This is a genomic window from Pseudomonas sp. NPDC089918, from assembly GCF_050280605.1.
GTDB lineage: Bacteria > Pseudomonadota > Gammaproteobacteria > Pseudomonadales > Pseudomonadaceae > Aquipseudomonas.
On record NZ_JBNNVP010000001.1, the window covers coordinates 25,944 to 51,687 of the forward strand.

Consider the following 25,744-nt stretch of genomic DNA (forward strand, 5'->3'; position numbering starts at 1 on the left):
CTGACCTTGTGGGAGCGAGCCTTTGTGGCGAGGGAGCTTGCTCCCGCTCGGCTGCGAAGCAGTCGCAGAGTTTTTGGGGTCGCTTCGCGACCCAGCGGGAGCAAGCTCCCTCACCACAAAAGCTCACTCCCACAGGGTCGGTGTGATGACCAATCAGCGGTTCGCGGTTTTGCTGACCGCGGCGCTGTTGTCATGGATCAACTGGGTGATCATCGCATCGGCCTCGGCCAACTGACGGTCGTAGATGCCGGTGCTGAACGAAGCCTTTTGCGGCGACTGTTGGGCCAGCACCGGACCACTCTGGTCACGCAGGTTCACGTCGACCTGAGTCGACAGGCCGACCCGCAATGGGTGCCTGGCCAGCTCTTCGGCATTGATGTGAATCCGCACCGGCACCCGCTGGACGATCTTGATCCAGTTACCGGTGGCGTTCTGCGCCGGCAGCAAGGCAAACGCGCTGCCGGTCCCGGCGCCGAGGCTGTCGATGGTGCCGCTGTATTTGACGTCGCTGCCGTAGAGGTCGGCCTCGATGTCCACCGGCTGACCGATGCGCATGTCACGCAGCTGGGTTTCCTTGAAGTTGGCGTCGATCCACAGTTGATCCAACGGGATCACCGCCATCAGCGCGGTGCCCGGCTGGACCCGCTGGCCCAGTTGCACGCTGCGTTTGGCAACGTAACCGGTGACCGGCGCGATCAAGGTGCTACGGGCATGGGTCAGGTACGCCTGACGCAATTGCGCGGCGGCGGACATCACGTCCGGGTGCGACGACACCACGGTGTCATCGACCAGCGCGCTGGTGGTCATGAGTTGTTGTTTGGCGTTGGCCAGGGCGTTCTGCGCCGAGGTCAGGTCATCACGGGCGTGGGACAGTTCTTCCTGGGAAATCGCCCCGCCGGCGGCGAGGTTTTTCCGCCGATTGAAGTTGTCCTGGGCCTTTTGCACTTCGGCCTGTTGCGCATTGACCTGGGCTTTCATGCCGTCGACATTGCTGTACAAACCGCGCACCTGGCGCACGGTGCGGGCCAGATTGGCCTGGGCACTTTGCAGACCGACTTCGGCGTCGTTCGGGTCAAAGTTGACCAATACCTGGCCTTCGTGAACCAGGTCGCCATCATCGGCGCCGATGCTGACCACGGTGCCAGTGACCAGCGGGGTGATTTCCACCACGTTGCCGTTCACATAGGCGTCGTCGGTGCTTTCATTCCAGCGACCGTAAAACTCTTGATAACCCCACACGCCGAGCCCGGCGAGGATCACCACGATGGTCAGTGCAAACAGCATCACTTTGCGCTTGCGTGGATTGCTCGTGTCTTGAGCGTTGTCAGAGGCTTGGGATGTATCGACAGTGGCCATGACGGGTCCCTTGAATTAGTTGTGCTGCGTGGCTGGGGTTGCGTTGGCTGCGGTCAGGGTTTCGCCCTGGAAGCCGCCGCCCAGCGCTTGCATCAGTTGAATCGACAGGTCGATCTGCTCGGCATTCAGGTTGGCCAGTTGACGCTGGGCCTGGAGCAATTGCTGCTCGATGCTGAGCACATCCAGGTAGTTACCGATGCCGGAACCGTAGCGCTGGACCACGGTGTTGTAAGAATCCTGGGCAATGTCGGTGGCGTGCTGCTGGGCGCCGATTTGCCGGCCGATATCGCGTAACTGATTGATGGTGTCGCTGACATCACCCAGGGCTTTCACCAGGCTTTTGTTGTACTGCGCCACCGCGAGGTCGTAATCGGCGTCGCGGGAATCGAGGTCGGCACGCAGGCGGCCACCGTCGAAAATCGGCACCGAGATCGTCGGCGCGACGTTGAAGAAACGACTCGCCGAACCGAACATCGCATCGCCCAGCAATGATTCGACACCGGCCGCCGCGCTCAGGTTGAGGTTGGGGTAAAACTGAGTCTTGCCCGCCGCGATGTTTTTGCTCGCGGCTTCAACCCGCCAGCGTGCCGCCACCAGGTCCGGGCGACGACCGAGCAACTCCGCCGGCAGCACCGACGGCAACGCCACGGCGCTGGCCTGGAGAACTTTCGGTCGGGCGATTTCATTGCCGCGATCCGGGCCTTTGCCCAGCAGCACCGCCAAGGCGATTTTCGCGCTTTGCAGGCGTTTCTCGGCGTCGATCAGGCTGGCTTCGGCGCTGGCTTCCAGGCTTTCGGTCTGCTGGAACTGGTACTGGCTGTCGATCCCCGAGCTCAGGCGACGCTGGCTGAGGTCGAGCATTTGTTGGGTGCGCTTGAGGTCTTCGCTGGCCAGGTCATGGATGATGTGCGCCTGCCCCAGATCGCTGTAGGCGCGGGCGACATCGGCGGACAAGGTCAGCTGCGCGGCCTGCTGATCGACTTCGGCGGCACGGGCCTGGCCCAATGCGGCTTCCCAGGCATCGCGCTGGCCGCCCCAAAGGTCGAAGTTGTAATTGAAACTCGCACCGAGATTACGCACGGTGGAATAGGTGCCGCCCTGCCCGCTCGGGTCCTGATCGCGAGCCAGACGCGAACGGCTGACGCCGGCGCTGGCATCGAGGGTCGGCATCCGCGCGGCGTCGGCGGCATACGCGGCAGCACTGGCCTGATGGGCCCGGGCGTCGGCGATTTGCATGTCGGGGCTGTCGTGTAGGGCTTCGCGGATCAGGCCGTCGAGCTGCGGATCGCCAAGGCTTTTCCACCAGTCGCTTTTCGGCCACGCCGCGGGCGACAGAGTCACGCCGTTGAGGGATTGCCCGGCCTTTAGATTTTTCGCATCGAGGCTGACACCTTCGGTGGTCAGGCCGCTGTAACTGGCGCAACCGGCGAGGCTCATGGCCAACAGCACCAGGCTCAGTCCGCTGCGCAGGCTTTTACTGTTCATGGCCACCTACCCGCAGCAGGGTGATCGAGTCACCCGCGGCTACCAGAATTTTCTTCAGGATCTGTTCCAGGGTTTTCAATTCTTCCGGGGTGATGGCGCCGGCCAGTTCATTCATCGCGTCGGCGCCGATCTGCGGCAGCTGGTCGGTCAGCTGTTGGCCCTGTTCGGTCAGCACCAGCTGAACCTGACGCCGATCTGCCTCAGAGCGTTGGCGGGCGAGGAAACCTTTCTGTTCCAGACGATCGAGCATGCGGGTCATCGAACCGCTGTCCAGCGACAGGTGACGGCACAGCTCGGCCGGGGTATCGACGCCGAACTGGGCCATGATGATCAGCACTTTGAACTGCGCGGCGGTGATGCCGTGGGGTTCCATGTGTGTGTCGATGATCCGGTCCTTGAGCAGCGCGGCGCGCCCGAGCAAAAGGCCGAGATGGCAATTATGGAAATCGTATGAGGTGAAATGTTTCATCTGACCACCGATTAGCTGCCTAGGCAGAGAATGTATGTCGAGATATTACTGCCTAGGCAGAGAATGTCAACGCAATAGTTAGGTTGCTTTCTATTTAGTTGATAAATGGTGCACCGCTGATCGTTCCCACGCTCTGCGTGGGAATGCCTCAACGGACGCTCTGCGTTCGGCTTGGGAAGGGACGCGGAGCGTCCCGGGCTGCATTCCCACGCGGAGCGTGGGAATGATCAGGTTGGGGGTTAGAAATCCCGCTTGTAGAAGATGTCCAGCGAACTGGCCACGCCGCTGGCGGCTTCGAGGTAGACCTTTTTGCTCAGTTTGTAGCGCAAGGCGATGGTGTTGGCCGGTTCGAACACCCCGACGCCATAACGCAGGCTGAGTTTTTCCGAGATGTTGCCGCTGGCCACCACGGCGGTGCTGGTGCCGCTGCCTTGGGTGTCGAGCTGGAAGTCCTGAATGCCCAGATCCTTGGCCAAGCCGCTGGTCACGCCGGAGCTGCCCATCAAGCCCAACCCGAGGGCGGCCTGGGCGAGCATGTTGTTGTCTTCACCGGTGGTGCTCAGCGGACGCCCCAGCACCAGATAGGACAATGCCTGCTCCTGACTCATCGCCGGTTCGGAAAAGATCTGCGTGGTCGGCTGCTCGGCGCTGCCACTCAGGCGAATGCCGGCGATCACGTCGTCGGTCTGGCGAATCGCTTCGATGTCGAGGTACGGCTGATCGATGGGACCTGCAAACAACAGACGCGCCCGGCGCACCGTCAGTCGCTGACCGTAGGCGCGGTAACGTCCGTCGTTGAGCCACAGCTCGCCACGGGTGTCCATGTTGTCGCCGATGTGCACCTGACCTTGCAGGTTGGCGGTCAGGCCGAACCCGGCAAAGCTGAGTTTGTCCTGCCCCACCACCACATCGATGTCCATCGCCATGGCCATTGGCGGTTTGCCCTCTTCGGTCTGCTGACCGACGATCACCGTGTCATCGGAGACCTTGACCGTGGACGGCGGCAGCTCGCGCACGGTGATTTCGCCCTTGGGCACCAGCACTTTGCCGACGATTGCCAGTCTGTCGTCCTTCATGGAAATCTTCAGGTCCGGCGCGACTTCCAGCGCGGCGTAGGGCTCGACAGTGACCGGCAACTGCGAGCCCTTGAGCGCCAGGTCCACCACCAGCGCCTGCCCCCAGGCGATGTTGCCATTGAGGCTGCCCTGCCCGCTCTTGCCGCTTTTCCAGCCGCCGTTCAGTTGCACGGTTTCGCCGGCAATCACGGCTTGAAGTTGCAAGGCTTCGAGCGCCATCGGCAACTCAGGCCCGGAGATTTCACCGTCGCGCAGCTCAAGGTTGCCATTGACCAGCGGCGCCAGCAGTCCGCCGGACAATGTGCCGCTGCCGCTCAAATGCCCGGTGAGTTTCTCGACCATCGGCACAAACGGACGCGCCACCGACAAGTCCAGACCACTGAGGCGGAATGAACCGGTCAACGGTTTGTTCTTCGGTAGCGGATTGATCTGCGCCTGAACCATCAGTTCACCGAGCTTGCCACCGACAAAGTTGAGGTCGGTATCGATGCGTTTTGGCGTGAGTTTGCTGGTGAGTTTCAGGGTCTGGTACGGGAAGTCCAGCCATTGTTCCTTCTCGCGCATACGCAACGTGCCGCCACTGGCGTCGATGCTGACCAGGCCGTTCGGGCCGCTGGCCGGCAAGTCCAGTTGCAGGTCGGCGTTGAGCTTGCCCTTCCAGGCAAAATCCTTCGGCAACCACTGCGCGAGGCTGTCGATGGGGAACTGCTTGAGGTGGTAACGCAGTTTTGGCTCGGGCATCAAGCGCTGGTCTTCGCCGCACAGGCTAGCCGGGCCGGACATCCAGCAATGGGCGCCGAAGTTGATCTTGCCGTCCGCCAGTCGCTCAAGCTTCGCCGGATTTTGCAGTTTCCAGTCCTGACCGCCGGCCTGGATATCGCCACTGGCCAGACGCCCGCGCCAATTGCCCTTGTCCAGCGCACCGTCGAGACCAAGCGCCAACTTCAGCTTTGGTCCTTGCAGGTCGAGGGCCAGTTTCTGGTTTTTGATGTCACCCTGACCGCTGGCGGTCAATGTGCCCAGTGACGTGTCGCCGGTCTGAATGCCGCTGCCCTTGAGGTCGATTTTCGCCCGCTGGGCGCTGTCGAGGGTGGCGTCCAGATTGAGGCTTTGCAGGCGATTGTCTTCGAAGGCCAGTTGCGTACCTTGCAGACCGAGCTTGCCTTGTGGCGCCTTGAGTGTGCCGGCGACATCGACCTGGCCATTGAGCTGACCACGTAGTTGCGGCCAGAGTTGGGCCAGGCGCGGCATTTTAATGTCGATCTGCCCGGCAAGTTTCTGTTGCAGGCTGCCTTTGCCGTTGATGCTGTTGTCGCCGAGGCGAATCTGCAAGGTATTGAGGTTCCACTGCTCGCCGGCGCCATCGGCCTTGGCTTGCAACACCGCCGGTTGCCCGCGCAGCTTGCCTTTCAGGTCCAGGTCGGCGGTCAGGCTGAGCGTTTCGTTCTTCATCTCACCTTTGCTGCGCAAGGGACCGGCCAACGTGCCCGGTAGCTCCGCGAGCCAGTACGCCGGGTTGATTGCCGAGAGGTCCAGCGCCGTATCCCAGGCGATACCGTCGGCAAACTGCAGGTTCAGGTGCCCTTCAGCCTTGCCCTGCCCGGCTTCAAGCTTGAATTGCGGCAGGTGGATTTTGCTCAGATCACCGCTGAACGGGCTGTTCAGACTGAACGCCCCCGCCGGGCCATCCAGTGCAGCCTTGAAGTTACCGATGTAGTTGCCGTCGGTATAAGAGACCTCACCGTTGAAGCTGCGCAGCGCCACTTGCGGCTCGTCGATCAGCGGATAGAGACGGCGCCACGGGAAATCCAGCCAGTCGATTTTCGCTTCAGCACTCAGGCCTTTGCTCCAGTCCACTTGCCCGGTGAGCTTGAGGCTTTGTTTGTCGTTGGCCGTCAAATCAAGACCGGCGATCTGCGCGCCCTTGGCGTCGACCTTGCCTTGCAGCAACAGCGCAACCGGGCCTTGCTCTGCGGGTAACGTGGCTTTGCCGAGCAATTGGTAACCGTTTTTCAGGTCGCCGTCGCCGGTGAGTTCCAGTTGATTGAGTTGCAGGGTGTCCGGTAGATCGGTGCTGGCCTTGAAGCCGTCGGCGGTGATGCGCACTTTGGCCGGGAGGTTTTCCGCCAGCGGTTGCAGCTCGCCAGTGAGTTGGCCGTTCAGGTAGCCACTGCTGTCGGCTTTCAGATTCAGGGTTTTCAGTAGATCGCCATCGACCTTCAAGGCCAGTGCCCATGGTTCGGTACCCGGCGACGGCAGGGTCAGTTTGCCTTCAGCGTTCAGCGGCCAGTTACCGCTCGGTTGCAACAGGCCGGACAGGTTCAGGCTCAATTCATCACGCTGCAAGTGCACCGAGTCGATCTGCAAACCCTTCTCGGTCCAGTGCGCTGCCAGTTGCAGGCCCTTGAGTTCTTCACTGCCGTTGAACAGCAGGCGGCCGATTTTGACGTCGCCCAATTCGATGGCCAGCGGCAATTTCAAGTCCGGGAGACTGATCGGCCCGCTGCTTTCCTCTTCCACGCCCGGCGGGAATTGCAGGCTGACCTGCTCCGCCTGCAATTGCTCGATGCACAACGTCATGCGCATCAGGCACAGCGGCGACCAGGCGAAAATCGCTTTGTTCAGCTCAACCCGGCTGCTGTCCGGCTGCCACACCAGATGATCGGCGCTCCACTGCCCACCCAAACGGCCCTGGAAATTCTCCACGGTCAAACCCGGCACAAACCCGAGCGCCCAGCGACTGCCCGTCGGAGTGCCCAGCACGGTGACCAGTGTCAGCACGATCAGCATCAGCAGTGCCGGAATCGCCAGCAGCGTTATTTTCAAACCACGCTTCACAGCTCAGGCCCCATGGAAAAGTGCAATCGAATGCCGCCGTCGTCGTCCATCGCGTGGGCCAGGTCGAGGCGAATCGGCCCCACCGGTGAGACCCAGCGCACACCAATACCGACCCCGGTCTTGAGGTTCGGCAGTTCAAGTGTGTTGAAGGAGTTGCCCTGGTCGATGAAGGTCGCGACCCGCCATTTTTCGGCGATGGAGTATTGATACTCGACGCTGCCGGCCACCATGTAGCGGCCACCGATACGGTCGCCATCGGAGTTTTCCGGGGACAGGCTCTGGTAGTCGTAACCGCGCACGCTCTGATCGCCACCGGCGAAGAAGCGCAAGGACGGCGGCACCGATTTGTAGCCGTTGGTGGCGCTGCCGCCGACCTGCACCCGACCGAGCAAACGGTGTTTGTCGAAGACCGTGGTCAGGCCTTTGACCAGCGCCGTACCGTAGACCAGGTTGGTGTCCGAACCCAACCCTTCCTTGGCGACCTTGGTTTCGAATTGCAGGCGATAGCCGTTGTGCGGATCGATGCGGTTGTCGCTTTTGAGGTAGGAATAGCTCACGCCGGGCATTAGCAGGGTGCTAAGCCCCGAATCGTCACCGAGTTGGTATTCCTCGCGCTGCCATTTGAGTGATACCACCCGCTGCCAGCCGCTGGGCAACTTGCTGTGCCATTCGGGGCCGAGGGTCAGCAGTTTGCTAAGGGTGTCGGTGCCAGCGATTTCTTCATATTGATAACCACCGGCAAAGCGCAGTTTGTCGGTCAATGGCGGATCCAGAGGAACGTCATAAAACAGCCCGACGTTCTGCCGTGGCGCCGAAATCTCCGCCTCCCAGCCGTAACTGTGCCCTTGAGGATTGACCCAATGCCGAGTCCAGTTGGCTTTGGCCCGTGGACCGACGTCCGTGGAAAAGCCCAGACCGAGGCCCATGGTCCGTGGCTTGCGGGTTTCCAGTTTGACCGCCACCGGGATCACGTCGTCCTTGGACGCGGTCGGCGCCGCGTCCACACGCACGCCCTCGAAATAACCGCTCGATTGCAGCGCCTGATTGAGTTCGGCGATCAGTTCAGAGTCATAGGGCGCACCGGCCTTGAACGGCACCATGCGTTGCAGCAGGTCTTCGTCGAACGGCGTGTCGCCTTCAAAACTGACCTTGCCCAGCGCATAGCGCGGGCCGCTGTCGTAGATCAGTTCGATGTCGGCGACGCCGGCGCGCGGGTCCACCAACAGTTTCTGGCGGGTGAAGCGCCCACTGAAAAAGCCGTAGCGCGAGGCCTGGTTCTGGATCAGCCGCTTGGCGTCCTCATAACGGCCATGGTTAAGCACCGCACCGGGTTTGAGCAGATCGCTTTTCGGTACCCGAAAGGATTTGAACGAGGCTGCCGGACCGTCGATGCGCACCGTGACGTTGCGCAAATGGATCGGCTCGCCAGGGTCGATATTCAACACCAGGCGCGGCGTCTTGCCGCCCTTCACGTCGCTGTCGATTTGCGGCTGGTAATAACCCAAGGCCTGGGCGGCTTTGCGCGCCTGTTCTTCGGCGCCGCGACTGAAGCGCAGCAAGGCTTCTTCATCGCGATCGCCGAGGCTACCGATATAGCCTTCTATATTGGCTTTCAGTTCATCGTTGGATGGTTTGATCCGTACATCCAATTCACTTTGCGCCAGCGCCGCGCAGCTGGAGATCAGCATCAGCACGCCACTGGTAAATCTTCCGGAAAACTTCATAGCGCGGATGCTATCACGAGCCTGGGGGCCTGATAGAGCCTGACCTGCCGTGAAAGTTCTACTGTTATGCCGTTGCCGTTTGTAACACCTGCGGATTCGCGTGGAAAAACACGTGTTCAAGAATCGGTCCTACTGCTACTTCGCCGATTTCCTCATAGCCCTGTCGCTTATAGAACTCCAGATAACGAGGATTCCCGGTGTCGAGGATCACACCCTGTGAGTGCTCATCGACCGCGCACCAGTTATGGACCGCTTGCAGCAATTGTTCGCCGAAGTGCTTGCCCTGGAATTGCGGATGAACCCCCAGTAATGGCAAAACGTGCACCGAGTCGGACGGCACGCACGCCATCACGGCGGCGTGGTAATCGAGGTAGCGTCGGGTACAGCGAAACCCGGTGCTGAGTACCATCCGCAGACGCCAGGCCCAGCTTTCGGTAATGCCCAGGCGGCGTTGTGGCGGTGCGATCAGGGCGATGCCGATCAAGCGGTCATTCACTAGCAGGCCGATGGCTGGCAACTCCTGAAGAAAGTGTTGCTTGACCAGTTCGCGCACCGTGGCCCGTACTCGCTGTTCATAACCGGGGCGTTCGGCTTCGAACAGGTAGCCGAACGTCGGCTCGTGCCGGTACGCCTGATACAACAAGGAGCGTGCTTCGCGGGAATAGCCGCTGTCGAGCATGTGAATATCGGCGATGACGGTTGAGGTTTCGGGCATAACGGTAGTTCTCCCCTGGGCGCGGCTCAGAAGGCCGCGTTCTTATTGGTACGAGCCTTTGGGTGGCTTCACAGTTCCCCACACAGGTATAGACCAAGCCGGGATCTTCATCGACCGGGCTGACGCCTTCGCGGGCAAGCCCGCTCCCACAGTTTCAGTGGCGTTCACAGATCTTGTGTGCGACACGGATACTGTGGGAGCGGGCTTGCCCGCGAAGAGGCCCGATCTGCCAACACATCTCTGACAGAACACAACGAATCGCCTCACCCCAAGGCTGGCCCCATTCCTACATGTCAGCTAGCATCGCACTTTTGCCAGGACTGCCGACCATGAAGATCGTCTCCTTCAACATCAACGGGCTGCGCGCTCGCCCGCATCAGCTGGCGGCGCTGATTGAGAAACATCAACCGGACGTGATCGGCCTGCAGGAAACCAAGGTTCACGACGACCAGTTTCCCCTGGCCGAGGTTCAGGCACTGGGTTATCACGTGCATTTCCATGGGCAAAAAGGCCACTACGGCGTGGCCCTGCTCTCGCGCCAGGAGCCAATTGCGCTGTACAAAGGTTTCGCTACCGATGAAGACGACGCTCAGCGGCGCTTCATCTGGGGCACGTTCGCCGACGCCAATGGCGTGCCGGTAACCATCATGAACGGCTATTTCCCACAGGGCGAAAGCCGCGATCACCCCACCAAATTCCCGGCCAAGGAACGTTTCTACAACGATTTGCAGCAGTTGCTGGAAAGCCAGTTCAGCAACGACCAGCCGATTGTGGTGATGGGCGATGTGAACATTTCCCCGGAAGACTGCGACATCGGCATCGGCCCGGACAACATGAAACGCTGGCTGAAAACCGGCAAATGCAGCTTCCTGCCGGAAGAACGCGAATGGATGGCCCGCTTGAAGAATTGGGGCCTGGTGGACAGCTTCCGTCACCTGAACCCGGACGTTGCCGACCGTTTCAGCTGGTTCGACTACCGCAGCCGCGGTTTTGAAGATGAACCCAAGCGTGGGCTGCGGATTGACTTGATTATGGCATCCCATGGATTGTTGCCGCGCGTGAAGGATGCCGGCGTGGATTACGACTTGCGCGGGATGGAAAAACCCTCCGACCACGCACCGATCTGGCTTGAGTTGAGCTGATCCGGCGGCGTTGCTGATCATTCCCACGCTCTGCGTGGGAATGCATCCCGTGACGCTCTGCGTCACATCAAGAGCGGAACGCGGAGCGTCCCCGGCGGCGTTCCCACGCAGAGCGTGGGAACGATCACTGTCATCGTTCAGAAACCTTACTGACTTATTCTCCCGGCACTTTCTTTGGCTTCATTAGGTACCGGCATGACGCTGCGCGTGTTGTTCCTGTTACTGCTCGGCGCTGTGCTGCCGGCGTCGGCCGGCGACTTGCCGACGTCCGAACGTGGGCCGGTGTTGCGCATTCAAGGCTCCAACACCATTGGCGCAGCATTGGGCCCGGCGCTGGTCGAGGGCTTGATGCGTGAACAGGGCCTGCTCAAGGTTCACCGCGAAGCCCCGGACAAAGCCAACGAACAACGCATCGTCGGCGAAACCGTTCAGGGACGCCGAGTCGAGGTGGAAGTCGCGGCCCATGGTTCCAGCACCGGGTTCAAAGCCCTGAGAATCACCTCTGCCGATCTCGCGGCTTCGTCGCGCCCGATCAAGGACAACGAACGGCTGGATCTTGAGCTGCTGGGTGACCTGAAAAGCCCGATTGCCGAGCAAGTCATCGCCATCGACGGGCTGGCAATCATCCTTCATCCGCACAATCCGCTGAAGCAACTCAACACCGAACAACTGGCGCGAATCTTCAGCGGCGAAGCGAAAACCTGGGAAGCACTCGGCAGCAGCGGTGGGACGATCCATCTGTACGCGCGGGATGATCAATCGGGCACCTATGACACGCTCAAGGAACTGGTCCTCAGCCCGCGTGGGAAAACCCTGAGCAGCAACGCGAAACGCTTCGAATCCAGCGAGCAATTGTCGGATGCCGTCAGTCTCGACCCGCAAGGCATCGGCTTCATCGGCTTGCCTTATGTGCGCCAGGCCAAAGCCGTAGCGATTGTCGATGGCGACTCCCAGGCCATGCTGCCGGTCAATAGCCTGATCGCGACGGAAGATTACCCGCTATCCCGTCGGCTGTTCTTTTACCTGCCGCCGAATGGGAAAAATCCCTGGGCCAAGGCCTTGGTGAAGTTCGCGCAAAGCAGCAAAGGCCAGGCGATCGTCGCAGCCAATGGCTTTATCGCACAGACTGTTCAGGCCATGGCGGTCACGCCGAATGTGTTGATGCCCGAGGGTTATCAGGCACTCAGCCGTCATGCCCAGCGGCTGACGGTGAACTTTCGTTTTGAAGAAGGTAGCGCGACGCTGGACAACAAGGCCCGACAAGACCTGTCGCGGGTGCTCGACTATATAAAGCAGCACGACAAAACCAATCGGCAAGTGACGCTGGTAGGGTTTGGCGACGCCAAGAGCGACCCGGCGCGGGCCGATCTGCTGTCGAAACTGCGGGCCATGGCGGTGCGGCGAGAGCTGGTGAAAAGCGGCGTGGTGTTTCGCGAGATTCGTGGTTTCGGCGCAGAGATGCCGGTGGCGACCAACCTTGGGGATGAGGGGCGGATCAAGAATCGGCGGGTTGAGGTTTGGGTGTATTGAAACGGAGTGCGAACAACTGTGGCGAGGGAGCTTGCTCCCGCTCGGCTGCGAAGCAGTCGTAAAACCAGGCGACCCGATACATCTGAAACAATCGGATTGCCGTATTTTAGGGCCGCTTCGCGCCCCAGCGGGAGCAAGCTCCCTCGCCACAAGAGCCCACCAGTCTTATTGACCGCTACGCATCATTTCCTTCGGCACATATTTGCCGATCTCGAACTTGCCGATCGCCGCGCGGTGCACTTCGTCCGGGCCGTCGGCCAAGCGCAGGGTGCGTTGCATGGCATACATGTAGGCCAGCGGGAAATCGTTGGACACCCCTGCCCCGCCATGGATCTGGATCGCCCGGTCGATCACCCGCAATGCCACGTTCGGCGCCACGACTTTGATCTGCGCGATTTCGCTCTTCGCCACCTTGTTGCCGACGGTGTCCATCATGTACGCCGCTTTCAACGTCAGCAGGCGCGCCATGTCGATCTCCATCCGCGAGTCGGCGATTTTGTCGATGTTGCCGCCCAGCCGCGCCAGGGGTTTGCCGAACGCGGTGCGGTTGACCGCACGTTTGCACATCAGCTCCAACGCACGCTCGGCCATGCCGATCGAACGCATGCAGTGGTGAATCCGGCCCGGGCCGAGGCGACCCTGAGCAATTTCGAAGCCGCGTCCTTCACCCAACAGGACATTTTCGTACGGCACCCGGACGTTTTCGAACAGTACTTCGGCGTGGCCGTGAGGCGCATCGTCGTAACCGAACACCGGCAGCGGACGCACAATCTTCACGCCTGGGGTATCCACCGGCACCAGAATCATCGAGTGCTGCGCATGGCGCGGCGCATCCGGATTGCTCAGGCCCATGAAGATCAGGATCTTACAGCGTGGATCGCAGGCGCCAGAGGTCCACCATTTCTTGCCGTTGATCACCCATTCGTCGCCATCACGCACAGCGCGGGCGGCCATGTTGGTGGCATCAGACGAGGCCACGTCCGGCTCAGTCATGGCGAACGCGGAGCGGATCTCGCCGCGCAACAGCGGTTCGAGCCAGCGTTGCTTCTGTTCTTCATTGGCGTAACGCACCAGCACTTCCATGTTGCCGGTGTCCGGCGCAGAGCAGTTGAACGGCTCAGGGCCCAGCAGCGAGCGGCCCATGATTTCCGCCAATGGCGCGTATTCGAGGTTGGTCAGGCCGGCGCCGAGTTCGGATTCAGGCAGAAACAAATTCCACAGGCCTTCAGCTTTGGCCTTGAGTTTGAGTTCTTCCATGATCGCTGTCGGCTGCCAGCGATCGCCCTCGGCGACCTGGCGTTCGAACACCGCTTCAGCGGGATAAACGTAGGTGTCCATGAACGCGGTCACGCGCTCACGCAGTTCTTGCACTTTGGGCGAATAAGCGAAATCCATGGGCAGCTACCTTCTAAAGGGAGGTTGTTCAGGTCATGCAATCGATGCTAGAACAGCGTTGATAATTTACCTAGCCTATTCTCGGCGTGTATTAACATTCATCACCGATATATGATCGACTGATCGAGCTACCTTCCTAAAACAAGAGCAGAGAGCGCAGCGCAATGAATCTGAGCAAGGTCGACCTCAACCTTTTCATCGTCTTCGACGCGATCTACACCGAAGCCAACCTGACGCGCGCCGGGCAAATTGTCGGCATTACTCAACCGGCAGTCTCGAACGCTCTGGCCCGCCTGCGCGAGACCTTCAACGATCCGCTTTTCGTGCGTACCGCCCAAGGCATGGTGCCCACGCCGATGGCGCAAAACATCATCGGCCCGGTGCGTAACGCCCTTTCTTTGCTGCGGGTGTCGGTGCAGGAAAGCCGTATCTTCAACCCGTTGCAGGCGGTCAAGACCTACCGCATCAGCATGACCGACCTCACTGAAGCGGTGATCCTGCCGCCGCTGTTCCAGCGCCTGCGACGCCTGGCGCCGACGGTGATCATCGAAAGCTTCCTGTCCAAACGTCGCGAGACCACCAAGGAACTGGCGGCCGGGCGTCTCGATTTTGCAGTGGATGCGCCGCTCAACACCGACCCGCAGGTGCGTCACGTCAAGTTGATGGAGGACCGTTACGTGTGCGCCATGCGCAAGGGCCATCCGTTGGCGGGCAAAGAGAAATTCACCCTCGATGATTATCTGTCCCTGACCCACATCCATATCTCCAGCCGGCGCAGCGGTCTGGGTTATGTCGATCTGGCCCTGGGCAAAATGGGTATCCAGCGCAAGATTGCCCTGCGCTCCCAGCATTACTTGATGGCGTCCCAGGTGTTGCAGCAGACCGACATGGTCATGACCGTGCCGGAACGCTTCGCCCGTCGCCATGACTTGTACTCGGTGAACCTGCCGGTCAAAGAAGTTCCGCCGGTGGAAACTCACCTTTACTGGCACGAAAGCACTGACCAGGACCCGGCCAACCGCTGGATGCGCGAGCAAATGATCGAGTTGTGTCAGCAGGTTACGGCGCATGAGAAGAAGCTGGATAAGGTGTAGGGCTTTGGACCGCAGCGCCCTCATCGCGAGCAGGCTCGCTCCCACAGGGAATCTCTGTTTTACACAAATGTTGTGTTCACCGTAGATCTATTGTGGGAGCGAGCCTGCTCGCGATGGGGCCAGCAAGAACAGTGGAAACCTCTGCCCCTTGACGTAAACGTCAACCTGCCATTAGCTTAGCGCCATGACCTTTTTCGAGCGCTTCCATGAGCAGCCAGACCTATAGCATTTCCGACCTCGCCCGCGAGCTCGACATCACCACCCGGGCTATTCGCTTCTATGAAGAGCAAGGCCTGCTCAGCCCCGAACGTCGCGGCCAGGAGCGCATTTATTCGCCCCGTGACAAGGTAAGCCTGAAGCTTATTCTGCGGGGCAAGCGCATTGGTTTTTCCCTGGCCGAATGCCGCGAGCTGATAGAGCTTTATGACCCCTCCAGCGGTAACACCAAGCAACTGCACAGCATGCTGGCGAAAATCGCCGAGCGTCGGGAACAACTCGAACAGCAACTGCTGGACATCGAACAGATGAAACTGGAACTCGATACGGCCGAAGAGCGCTGTACCCAGGCGCTGGAACAGACAATCAAGAGCCAGCAGGCCGTCCAATAGGTCTACACAATCCCCTGTGGGAGCGAGCCTGCTCGCGAAAGCGCCGGGTCAGTCGACATCAATGTTGAATGTGCTACCGCCATCGCGAGCAGGCTCGCTCCCACAGGGTTCTCTGAACATTCAGACAATCAGCACAGGTCCATTGCCATGTCCCTACCCACCCACGTACGCCTGGTCGAAGTCGGCCCCCGCGACGGTCTGCAAAACGAAGCCCAGCCCATCAGCGTTGCAGACAAGGTGCAACTGGTCGACGCACTGACCGCCGCAGGCCTGGGTTATATAGAAGTCGGCAGTTTCGTCTCGCCCAAATGGGTGCCGCAAATGGCCGGCTCCGCCGAGGTCTTCGCGCAGATCCAGCGCAAGCCGGGCGTAACCTATGGCGCCCTCGCCCCCAACCTGCGGGGCTTTGAAGATGCCATCGCCGCCGGGGTCAAGGAAGTCGCCGTGTTTGCCGCAGCGTCCGAATCGTTTTCCCAGCGCAACATCAATTGCTCGATCAGCGAGAGCCTCGAGCGCTTCGTGCCGATCATGGACGCCGCCAGACAACATGGCGTCAGCGTGCGCGGTTACGTGTCCTGCGTGCTGGGCTGCCCTTACGAAGGGGACATCGCACCGGAACAAGTCGCCCGGGTTGCTCGTGAGCTCTATGCGATGGGCTGCTACGAGGTTTCGCTGGGAGACACCATCGGCACCGGCACCGCTGGCGCGACCCGCAAGATGTTCGAAGTGGTATCGGCCGATGTACCACGTGAAAAACTGGCCGGGCACTTTCACGATACCTACGGCCAGGCCATGGCCAACATCTACGCCAGCCTGCTGGAAGGCATCGCGGTGTTCGACAGCTCCATCGCCGGCCTCGGTGGCTGCCCGTACGCCAAGGGCGCCAGCGGCAATGTCGCGACCGAAGACGTGGTTTACCTGCTCAACGGCCTGGGTATCGAGACCGGAGTCGATCTGGACGCCTTGATTCGGGCCGGCCAACAGATTTGCGCGGTGCTGGGGCGCCCTACCGGTTCGCGCGTGGCCAAGGCTCGCAGCGCACAGTGACAGCGTGGATGTGTCAGGGTGTTACCGGGTGTGCAGAAACGTGGGCGGAAGCGAGTAACACGGAAACAAATTGTCGGGTTTTGGTCGGATGAAAAATCCTACTAAAAACTCAACTCATTGAATTTAAAGGATTTTTAAAAGTTGGCACGGCTTCTGCTATCTCTATGGCATAACAAGAATAAAAACTGCAAACCAATAAAAATAAGACGTAACGACTCTGACATAACAAGAACAACACGGCAGAGACGCAGCTAACAGATTTTTTTGGAGAGGATGTGCTTTTCAGGGTGCTTTTCGAAGTAACCCGCAACCGGGCAGAGAACAATAAAACTACCTTCAGGTAGCTCCCGAACTGGTTGGATCGCTTAGCGAAAAAGTAGATCAGCGCTCAAAAAAATACGTTTGCTCTTGATCCCGGATGGGGATCGACAAAAACAGCGGTAAAGGGCCACGGTTGCCAAAAACAACAACAGACCGCCCCTCAATAATAAAAAAAGAGCACGTAACGACAAAATTAAAGGGGAGCTTCGGCTCCCCTTTGTGCTTTCTGGTGTTTGCCATTTCCACTGCCCCCCTGTGGGAGCGAGCCTGCTCGCGATAGCGGTGGTTCAGTCGACATCTATATTGGATGTGCTGCCGTCATCGCGAGCAGGCTCGCTCCCACAAGGAATTGTGGTCAGGCGTGATTACCTCGTAGCTCCTCGACGCTGATCTCACGCATCCGAAACTTCTGGATCTTGCCGGTCACCGTCATCGGAAACTCCTCGACGAACTTGAAGTAACGCGGCGTCTTGAAGTGCGCAATGCGCTCCTTGCACCAGGCTTGCAGCTCCTGCTCGGTGGCGCTGTGGCCGGGATGGAACTTGATCCAGGCGACGATCTCTTCGCCGTACCGGGAGCAAGGAATGCCGATCACCTGCACGTCGGCGACCGCCGGGTGGGTGAAGAAGAACTCTTCCAGCTCCCTTGGGTAAATATTCTCACCACCGCGGATGATCATGTCTTTGTTACGCCCGGCAATGCACACGTAGCCTTCGTCGTTCATGCTCGCCAGATCGCCGGTGTGCATCCAGCCCGCCTCATCGATAGCCTCGGCGGTGCCTTGCGGGTTGTTCCAGTAGCCGAGCATCACGCTGTAGCCCCGGGTACACAGCTCACCGATGGTGCCGCGCGGTACCAGGTTGCCCGCCTCGTCGATGATTTTGCTTTCCAGTTGCGGCTGTGTTCGGCCAACGGTGGTGACGCGCAATTCCAGCTCGTCTGACGGACCGGTCTGCAAAGACACGGGGCTGGTTTCCGTCATGCCGTAGGCAATCTGCACTTCGCTCATGTGCATTTCATTGATAACCCGGCGCATCACCTCGATCGGACACGTCGCCCCGGCCATGATCCCGGTGCGCAGGCTCGACAAATCAAACTCAGCGCGCTTGGGCTGATCGAGCATGGCGATGAACATGGTCGGCACGCCGTAAAGCGCGGTGGCTTTTTCTTCGGCGACGGTGCTCAGCGTCAGCAACGGATCGAAAGCGTCGTTGGGATAAATCATGGTACTGCCGTGGGTGACGCAGCCGAGGTTGCCCATGACCATCCCGAAGCAGTGATACAGCGGCACAGGAATTACCAGCCGATCATCGGCCGTCAGCCCCAGGCTTTCGCCGACCATGTAACCGTTGTTGAGAATGTTGTAGTGGCTGAGGGTCGCGCCCTTGGGGAAACCGGTGGTGCCGGAGGTGTATTGGATGTTTACCGCTTGATCGAAATGCAGACTGTCCTGGCGTTCGCGCAATTGCTCGACCGACACGCTGGCCGCCAGATCAGTCAGCTGCGACCACGGCAGGAAACCCGATGGCGGTTGCGCATCCAGGCTGATCACCCCGCGCAGTTCCGGCAGGCGTTCGCTCTGCAACTGGCCGATGGATTGCTCCGCCAGTTCCGGTACCAGCCCCTGCAGCATGCCGTGATAGTCGGAGGTCTTGAAGGCACCGGCACAGACCAGCCATTGGCAACCGGACTGCTTCAACACGTATTCGAGTTCGGAACTGCGGTAAGCCGGGTTGATGTTGACCAGGATCACGCCGATTTTCGCGCTGGCGAACTGGCTGATGCACCACTGGGCACAATTCGGCGCCCAGATACCGAGCCGATCACCGGTCTGCAAGCCCAGCGCCAAAAATGCTCTGGCGTGCAGGTCGACGGTCTCTGCCAACTGCTGCCAGGTGTAACGCAGTTGTTGATGGCGCACGACCAGCGCCTCCCCGTTCGGGTGTTGCGCGACGGTGTTATCAAACGCCTGCCCGATGGTCATCGCCAGCAAGGCTTTATCCTGGGAACCACGGGTATAGCTGCGCTGCGGGCTTGCACTGGGTTGATCCATGACGACCCCTATTGTCTTTATTGTAGGAGCGAGGCTTGTGTGGCGAGGGAGCTTGCTCGCGCTCGGCTGCGCAGCAGTCGTGAAATCAGCTATCGGGGGATGCCTGACACACCTCGGATGCTGACTTTGCGACCGCTTCACGCTCGAACGGGAGCAAGCTCCCTCGCCACAGAGTGCGACGCTGGTCTTTCAGAACTGGCTCTACTCTCGCTCAAGTTGACGTTAACGTAAAGGGTCATTGACAGCCATTCGACACAGGCTTACGTTAACGTAAAGGTGAGAGCCGAATCACTGCCCTCCCCACCCTACAAAAAAGCCAAAAGGTGCCCCATGAGCTACCCATCCCTGAACTTTGCCCTCGGTGAAACCATCGACATGCTGCGCGATCAGGTTCAGTCCTTCGTCGCCAAAGAGATCGCCCCGCGCGCCGCTCAGATCGACATCGACAACCTGTTCCCCGCTGACCTGTGGCGCAAATTCGGCGACATGGGCCTGCTGGGTATCACCGTGCCGGAAGAGTACGGCGGTGCGGGCCTGGGTTACCTGGCGCACGTCGTCGCCATGGAAGAAATCAGCCGCGGTTCGGCCTCGGTCGCCCTGTCCTACGGCGCCCACTCCAACCTTTGCGTCAACCAGATCAACCGCAACGGCACTCACGAACAGAAAAGCAAATACCTGCCAAAACTGATCAGCGGCGAGCACATCGGTGCCTTGGCCATGAGTGAACCGAATGCCGGTTCCGACGTGGTGTCGATGAAACTGCGCGCCGATAAACGTGGCGACCACTACGTACTCAACGGCAGCAAAACCTGGATCACCAACGGCCCTGACGCCAACACTTACGTGATCTACGCCAAGACCGACCTGGAAAAAGGGCCGCACGGCATCACCGCGTTCATCGTCGAGCGTGACTGGAAAGGCTTCAGCCGCAGCAGCAAGTTCGACAAGCTCGGCATGCGCGGTTCCAACACCTGCGAGCTGTTTTTCGATGACGTCGAAGTCCCGGAAGAAAACATCCTCGGCGTACTCAACGGTGGCGTGAAAGTGCTGATGAGCGGCCTCGACTACGAGCGCGTGGTGCTTTCCGGTGGCCCGACCGGGATCATGCAGGCCTGCATGGACTTGATCGTTCCGTACATTCATGACCGCAAACAGTTCGGCCAGAGCATCGGCGAATTCCAGTTGATCCAGGGCAAAGTCGCCGACATGTACACCCAACTCAATGCCAGTCGCGCCTACCTCTATGCGGTGGCCCAGGCGTGCGAGCGCGGCGAAACCGCGCGCAAGGACGCCGCCGGCGTCATCCTCTACAGCGCCGAATGCGCGACCCGAATGGCCCTGGACGCGATCCAGATTCTCGGCGGTAACGGCTACATCAACGAATTCCCCGCCGGTCGTCTGCTGCGTGACGCCAAGCTGTACGAAATCGGCGCCGGCACCAGTGAGATCCGTCGCATGCTCATCGGTCGCGAACTGTTCAACGAAACCCGCTAAACGGAGCTGCACATGGCTATCCTGCATACCCAGCTCAACCCCCGTTCGGCGGAGTTCGCGGCCAATAGCGCGGCAATGCTCAAACAGGTCGACGCCCTGCACACCCTGCTCGCGCAAGTGCAGCAAGGTGGTGGCCCGAAGGCTCAAGAGCGCCACACATCGCGAGGCAAACTGCTGCCCCGTGAGCGGATCAATCGCCTGCTCGATCCGGGTTCGCCATTTCTCGAAATCAGCCAATTGGCGGCCTACGCGGTGTACGGCGAAGACGTTCCCGCCGCTGGCGTGATTGCCGGAATCGGCCGGGTGGAAGGCGTCGAATGCATGATCGTCGCCAACGATGCCACCGTGAAAGGCGGCTCGTATTACCCGCTGACCGTGAAAAAACACCTACGCGCACAAACCATCGCCCAACAGAATCGCCTGCCCTGCATTTATCTGGTGGACTCCGGCGGCGCCAACTTGCCGCGTCAGGATGAAGTGTTCCCGGACCGCGAACACTTCGGGCGGATCTTCTTCAACCAGGCCAACATGAGCGCCATGGGCATTCCGCAGATTGCGGTGGTCATGGGCTCCTGCACCGCCGGTGGCGCTTATGTACCAGCGATGGCCGACGAGGCGATCATGGTTCGTCAGCAGGCAACGATTTTCCTCGCCGGCCCACCGCTGGTGAAAGCCGCGACGGGCGAAGTGGTCAGCGCCGAAGACCTCGGCGGTGCCGATGTGCACTGCAAGATTTCCGGTGTCGCCGACCATTACGCAGAGAGCGATGAACACGCCCTCGCCTTGGCCCGGCGCAGCGTCGCCAACCTCAATTGGCGCAAGCTCGGTGAACTGCAACAACGCACGCCGATCGCGCCGCTGTACAGCAGCGACGAGTTGTACGGCGTGGTGTCGGCGGACGCCAAGCAACCGTTCGACGTGCGCGAAGTGATCGCGCGGCTGGTGGATGGCTCGGTGTTCGATGAGTTCAAGGCATTGTTCGGCACTACGTTGGTCTGCGGCTTTGCCCACCTGCACGGTTACCCGATCGCGATCCTCGCCAACAACGGCATCCTGTTCGCCGAAGCCGCGCAGAAAGGCGCGCACTTCATCGAACTGGCCTGCCAGCGCGGCATCCCGTTGCTGTTCCTGCAAAACATCACCGGTTTCATGGTCGGCCAGAAATACGAAGCCGGCGGCATCGCCAAGCACGGCGCGAAACTGGTGACCGCCGTGGCCTGCGCGAAGGTGCCGAAATTCACCGTGATCATCGGCGGCAGCTTCGGCGCCGGTAACTACGGCATGTGCGGTCGGGCTTACGATCCGCGCTTCCTGTGGATGTGGCCGAACGCGCGGATTGGCGTGATGGGGGCCGAACAGGCGGCGGGCGTACTGGTGCAGGTCAAGCGTGAGCAGGCTGAGCGCAGTGGCCATGGTTTCAGCGCCGAGCAAGAAGCCGAGATCAAGCAACCGATCCTCGATCAATACGAAGAACAGGGGCATCCCTATTATTCCAGCGCTCGACTGTGGGACGACGGTGTCATCGACCCGGCGCAGACCCGCGACGTGTTGGCCCTGGCCTTGTCGGCATCGCTGAATGCGCCAATCGAACCGAGCCGCTTCGGCGTGTTCCGGATGTGATTTTTTGTGGGAGCGGGCTTGTGTGGCGAGGGGGCTTGCCCCCGTTCGATTGCGAAGCAATCGTAAACCAGTGATCGCATTCGCGAGCAAGCCCGCTCCCACATGAGTTGTGGAGACGGACAAATATGAGCGACTTCAACACCCTCGAACTGCTGAGCGATCCAAGGGGTTTTGCGACCTTGTGGCTCAGCCGTGAAGAAAAAAACAACGCCTTCAACGCCGAAATGATCCGCGAACTGATCCTCGCGCTGGACAAAGTGTCGAGCGATGCCAGCCTGCGTTTTCTGTTGATCCGCGGGCGTGGCAAACACTTCAGCGCCGGCGCTGATCTGGCCTGGATGCAGCAATCGGCCGAGCTCGATTACCACACCAACCTCGACGACGCCCGGGAACTGGCGGAGTTGATGTACAACCTCGCCAAGCTGAAAATCCCGACCGTGGCAGTGGTGCAAGGCGCAGCCTATGGCGGCGCGCTGGGCCTGATCAGTTGCTGCGACATGGCCATCGGCGCCGACGACGCGCAATTCTGCCTGTCGGAAGTGCGCATCGGCCTGGCACCGGCGGTCATCAGCCCGTTCGTGGTGCAAGCCATCGGCGAGCGCGCGGCACGGCGCTATGCGTTGACCGCAGAACGTTTCGGCGGGCAACGGGCTCGGGAAATCGGCTTGTTGTCGGAGAGTTACCCGATGGCTGAACTGGAACAGAAAGTCGATCAGTGGATCGACAACCTGCTGCTCAACAGTCCGGCGGCCATGCGCGCCAGCAAGGACTTGCTGCGTGAAGTCGGCCATGGCGCGCTGACCCCGGCGCTGCGACGTTACACCGAGAACGCCATCGCCCGAATCCGCGTCAGTCCAGAAGGCCAGGAAGGCCTGCGCGCCTTCCTGCAAAAACGCTCGCCAGCCTGGCAAGCCGAAACCACCCTCAAGGAGCCGCGTTGATGAGCGCACCTGTTCTCACCACCTTGCTGGTGGCCAACCGCGGCGAAATCGCTTGCCGGGTGATGCGCACCGCCAAAGCCCTGGGCCTGACCACCGTGGCCGTGCACAGCGCCACCGACCGGGATGCCCGGCACAGCCGCGAAGCCGATATCCGCGTTGACCTGGGCGGCAGCAAAGCCGCCGACAGTTACCTGCAAATCGACAAACTGATCGCCGCTGCGAAAGCCAGCGGCGCCCAGGCGATTCATCCGGGCTACGGCTTTCTTTCGGAGAACGCCGGGTTCGCCCGCGCGATCGAAGCGGCCGGCCTGATCTTCCTCGGCCCACCCGCCTCGGCCATCGACGCCATGGGCAGCAAGTCCGCGGCCAAAGCCTTGATGGAAACCGCAGGCGTACCACTGGTACCCGGCTATCACGGCGAAGCCCAAGACCTCGAAACCTTCCGCGACGCCTGCGAACGCATCGGTTATCCGGTGCTGCTCAAGGCCACGGCGGGCGGCGGTGGCAAAGGCATGAAAGTCGTCGAGGACGTCAGCCAACTGGCCGAAGCCCTGGCCTCGGCGCAACGTGAAGCGCTGTCCTCGTTCGGCGACTCGCGGATGTTGGTGGAGAAGTACCTGCTCAAACCACGCCACGTGGAAATCCAGGTATTTGCCGACCAGCATGGCAACTGCCTATACCTCAACGAACGTGATTGCTCGATCCAGCGTCGGCATCAGAAAGTCGTCGAAGAAGCCCCGGCTCCGGGTCTGAGCCCGGAACTGCGTCGCGCCATGGGCGAAGCCGCCGTGCGCTCGGCACAGGCCATCGGTTACGTCGGCGCCGGCACCGTGGAGTTTTTGCTGGATGCGCGCGGTGAGTTCTTCTTCATGGAGATGAACACGCGCCTGCAAGTTGAACACCCGGTCACCGAAGCGATCACCGGCCTCGATCTGGTGGCCTGGCAGATTCGCGTGGCCCGCGGTGAAGCGCTGCCGATGACTCAAGACCAGGTGCCGCTGATCGGCCATGCGATTGAAGTGCGGCTGTATGCCGAAGACCCGGGCAACGATTTTCTACCGGCCACCGGGCGTCTGGCGTTGTATCGTGAATCCGCCGCAGGACCGGGGCGTCGCGTCGACAGTGGTGTCGAAGAAGGCGACGAGATTTCGCCCTTCTACGACCCGATGCTCGGCAAGCTGATTGCCTGGGGCGAAGACCGTGAACAGGCACGGCTGCGTTTGCTGAGCATGCTTGATGAGTTTGCCATCGGCGGGCTGAAAACCAACATCAACTTCCTGCGCCGAATCATCGGCCACCCTGCATTTGCCGCGGCGGAGCTGGATACCGGTTTTATTCCGCGTTATCAGGAACAACTGCTGCCAGCACCTTCAGACCTCAGCGATGAGTTCTGGCAAGCGGCCGCGCAGGCATTTGCCCAGAGTCAGTCGAGCACGACCCGCGCTGATGACCTGAGTTCGCCTTGGGGTATCGGCAACGGATTCCGTGCCGGACTGCCAACAGAAATCACCCTGCATTTGAGTTGCGAAGAGCAAGACCGGGCGCTGACCCTGGGCGATGTCGACGCTCATACCGCGCAGCTCAAGGATGAATATCTGCTGACCGAACACAACGGCTTGCGCCGCCAGCATCGGGCAATCCGCCGGGGCCATACGCTGTATCTGCAATGGGACGGTGAGCTGCGCCGCATCGAGTCGTATGACCCGATCAGTGCCGTCGAAGCCAGTCACAGCCATCAGGGCGGGCTCACCGCGCCTATGAACGGCAGCATCGTGCGAGTGCTGGTGGAGGCCGGGCAAACGGTCGAAGCCGGGGCGCAATTGGTGGTGCTGGAAGCGATGAAAATGGAGCACAGCATTCGCGCGCCCCACGCTGGGATTATCAAGGCGTTGTATTGCCAGGAAGGCGAGATGGTCAGCGAAGGCAGTGCGTTGGTGGAGTTGGAACACGCGTGAAATGAAGATCGGTCCTACGCGTTGCGAGGACCGATCTGATTAGAATTTGGCAGTCGCCTGAACCACTACGCCGATAATTCGGCATTCCTCGGTGAAAAGGGCTTTCGGATAGGTCGGATTGAGCGGGACCAGATAACGCTGCCCGCCCTCTTCGATCAGTTTGCGAAAAACCGCCTCGGCGCTGCCGGGCCATTGGGCGATCACCAGTTTGCCAGGCTCGGGCACGATGGCCGGGTCCACCAGAATCAACATGTCCGCGGCAATGCTCACACCCGTGGGTGCGGTCATCGCATCGCCAACCACCACCAGCCAGAACGCTGCGCCCTGGGCATGGTAATCGGACAACTCGAAGCGCGGCTTGCTGACAGTCGATGAGGCGCCGTAAGCCGATAGTTCTCCATCGCGCACCTCTCCGGTTTCCCGCCAGTCACTGACCGGGTAGCGAAAGTACGGGTTGTACTTTTGCGTCAGAGAGATCTCCTCATCCTGTGAGATCTGCGGTTCCCTGATCACCATCGCGACTTCCAGATAGTCCATCCCCAGCGCCTGCAAGACACGGTTCATCTCTTGGATGCGGGGCTGACGACGTTTATTCAGCCAATGGCCGACGCCGCCCTGGGACATTCCGATGCGCTCGGCGAGTATTTCTTGAGTGACTTTGAGTTCACTCATTTTGGCCTTGACCAATTCAATCCATTTATCCATGTGCGGCACGATACGTGGGGTACTCCGACCAACAAAACACAAATTGTAGTATTTAAATTCAAGACACAAATACAGTACGTGCTAAGCTGGGCTCACGGATTTGAATCTCTCACGGAGCTTGCCATCGTCATGACCATCCCCAGCATTACCCTGCCCGACATGCAATTCGACACCAC

The 25,744-nt window shown here is 60.3% G+C and carries 18 protein-coding genes; 9 read left to right on the plus strand and 9 right to left on the minus strand.

What is annotated here, in order from left to right; translation table 11 throughout:
• Window positions 1-153: 153 nt before the first annotated feature.
• From ACQKPC_RS00120 to ACQKPC_RS00145, 6 genes are all read right to left on the minus strand, one after another.
• A complete protein-coding gene (locus ACQKPC_RS00120) occupies window positions 154-1,356 on the minus strand; it encodes an efflux RND transporter periplasmic adaptor subunit (RefSeq protein WP_427622695.1) in 1,203 nt (400 codons plus the stop codon).
• Window positions 1,357-1,371: 15 nt separating this feature from the next.
• Window positions 1,372-2,841 (minus strand): efflux transporter outer membrane subunit, encoded by a 1,470-nt coding sequence (locus tag ACQKPC_RS00125; RefSeq protein WP_427622696.1) that lies wholly within the window; start codon window positions 2,839-2,841, stop codon window positions 1,372-1,374.
• A complete protein-coding gene (locus ACQKPC_RS00130) occupies window positions 2,831-3,310 on the minus strand; it encodes a MarR family winged helix-turn-helix transcriptional regulator (RefSeq protein ID WP_007896150.1) in 480 nt (159 codons plus the stop codon). Before ACQKPC_RS00130 ends, ACQKPC_RS00125 begins: the two co-directional genes overlap by 11 nt.
• 239 nt (window positions 3,311-3,549) lie before the next feature.
• Entirely contained in the window at window positions 3,550-7,224 is a 3,675-nt protein-coding gene (locus ACQKPC_RS00135) for a translocation/assembly module TamB domain-containing protein (protein WP_427622697.1), read from the minus strand.
• Window positions 7,221-8,948: an autotransporter assembly complex protein TamA gene (locus ACQKPC_RS00140; protein ID WP_427622698.1), complete on the minus strand. Its 1,728-nt coding sequence runs from the start codon at window positions 8,946-8,948 to the stop codon at window positions 7,221-7,223. The genes ACQKPC_RS00135 and ACQKPC_RS00140 overlap by 4 nt, the downstream gene beginning before the upstream one ends.
• A gap of 64 nt (window positions 8,949-9,012) precedes the next feature.
• Window positions 9,013-9,663, minus strand: a complete 651-nt coding sequence (locus ACQKPC_RS00145) for a GNAT family N-acetyltransferase (RefSeq protein WP_192342610.1) — start codon at window positions 9,661-9,663, stop codon at window positions 9,013-9,015.
• A gap of 329 nt (window positions 9,664-9,992) precedes the next feature.
• Between ACQKPC_RS00145 and xthA the strand changes: the two genes are divergently transcribed.
• Both xthA and ACQKPC_RS00155 read left to right on the plus strand, forming a co-directional pair.
• Window positions 9,993-10,805 carry an exodeoxyribonuclease III gene (gene xthA, locus ACQKPC_RS00150; protein ID WP_427622699.1) on the plus strand — a complete coding sequence of 271 codons (813 nt, stop codon included), beginning with the start codon at window positions 9,993-9,995 and terminating at the stop codon, window positions 10,803-10,805.
• Window positions 10,806-11,000: 195 nt separating this feature from the next.
• Window positions 11,001-12,335, plus strand: coding sequence for a substrate-binding domain-containing protein (locus tag ACQKPC_RS00155; protein ID WP_427622700.1), 1,335 nt, complete (start codon window positions 11,001-11,003; stop codon window positions 12,333-12,335).
• 165 nt (window positions 12,336-12,500) lie between these two features.
• Here the strand turns inward: ACQKPC_RS00155 and ACQKPC_RS00160 are convergent, their stop codons facing one another.
• Window positions 12,501-13,730: an acyl-CoA dehydrogenase gene (locus tag ACQKPC_RS00160; RefSeq protein ID WP_030130892.1), complete on the minus strand. Its 1,230-nt coding sequence runs from the start codon at window positions 13,728-13,730 to the stop codon at window positions 12,501-12,503.
• 164 nt (window positions 13,731-13,894) lie between these two features.
• On the opposite strand from ACQKPC_RS00160, the gene ACQKPC_RS00165 reads away from it, so the two are divergent.
• The 3 genes from ACQKPC_RS00165 (at window position 13,895) to ACQKPC_RS00175 (ending at window position 16,479) form a co-directional block, all read left to right on the plus strand.
• Complete coding sequence (locus ACQKPC_RS00165) at window positions 13,895-14,824, plus strand: LysR family transcriptional regulator (RefSeq protein ID WP_008068246.1); 930 nt, start codon at window positions 13,895-13,897, stop codon at window positions 14,822-14,824.
• Window positions 14,825-15,030: 206 nt separating this feature from the next.
• Window positions 15,031-15,432, plus strand: coding sequence for a MerR family transcriptional regulator (locus tag ACQKPC_RS00170; RefSeq protein ID WP_008068244.1), 402 nt, complete (start codon window positions 15,031-15,033; stop codon window positions 15,430-15,432).
• A gap of 147 nt (window positions 15,433-15,579) precedes the next feature.
• Window positions 15,580-16,479: a hydroxymethylglutaryl-CoA lyase gene (locus ACQKPC_RS00175; protein WP_427622701.1), complete on the plus strand. Its 900-nt coding sequence runs from the start codon at window positions 15,580-15,582 to the stop codon at window positions 16,477-16,479.
• 676 nt (window positions 16,480-17,155) lie between these two features.
• On the opposite strand, the gene ACQKPC_RS00180 is transcribed toward ACQKPC_RS00175, so the two are convergent.
• Complete coding sequence (locus ACQKPC_RS00180; RefSeq protein ID WP_427622702.1) at window positions 17,156-18,853, minus strand: AMP-binding protein; 1,698 nt, start codon at window positions 18,851-18,853, stop codon at window positions 17,156-17,158.
• A 330-nt stretch (window positions 18,854-19,183) separates the two neighbouring features.
• Between ACQKPC_RS00180 and ACQKPC_RS00185 the strand changes: the two genes are divergently transcribed.
• The 4 genes from ACQKPC_RS00185 to ACQKPC_RS00200 all read left to right on the plus strand — a co-directional run bounded on the left by ACQKPC_RS00185 (window position 19,184) and on the right by ACQKPC_RS00200 (window position 24,863).
• A complete protein-coding gene (locus ACQKPC_RS00185; protein WP_008014292.1) occupies window positions 19,184-20,347 on the plus strand; it encodes an isovaleryl-CoA dehydrogenase in 1,164 nt (387 codons plus the stop codon).
• Window positions 20,348-20,359: 12 nt separating this feature from the next.
• Entirely contained in the window at window positions 20,360-21,967 is a 1,608-nt protein-coding gene (locus tag ACQKPC_RS00190) for a carboxyl transferase domain-containing protein (RefSeq protein WP_008014290.1), read from the plus strand.
• A 125-nt stretch (window positions 21,968-22,092) separates the two neighbouring features.
• Complete coding sequence (locus ACQKPC_RS00195; RefSeq protein WP_063343081.1) at window positions 22,093-22,908, plus strand: gamma-carboxygeranoyl-CoA hydratase; 816 nt, start codon at window positions 22,093-22,095, stop codon at window positions 22,906-22,908.
• Complete coding sequence (locus ACQKPC_RS00200) at window positions 22,908-24,863, plus strand: acetyl/propionyl/methylcrotonyl-CoA carboxylase subunit alpha (protein WP_427622703.1); 1,956 nt, start codon at window positions 22,908-22,910, stop codon at window positions 24,861-24,863. The genes ACQKPC_RS00195 and ACQKPC_RS00200 overlap by 1 nt, the downstream gene beginning before the upstream one ends.
• A 39-nt stretch (window positions 24,864-24,902) precedes the next feature.
• Here the strand turns inward: ACQKPC_RS00200 and ACQKPC_RS00205 are convergent, their stop codons facing one another.
• On the minus strand, window positions 24,903-25,568 hold the full coding sequence (locus ACQKPC_RS00205; protein ID WP_007896907.1) for a LexA family protein: 666 nt from the start codon (window positions 25,566-25,568) through the stop codon (window positions 24,903-24,905).
• Window positions 25,569-25,744: the final 176 nt, after the last annotated feature.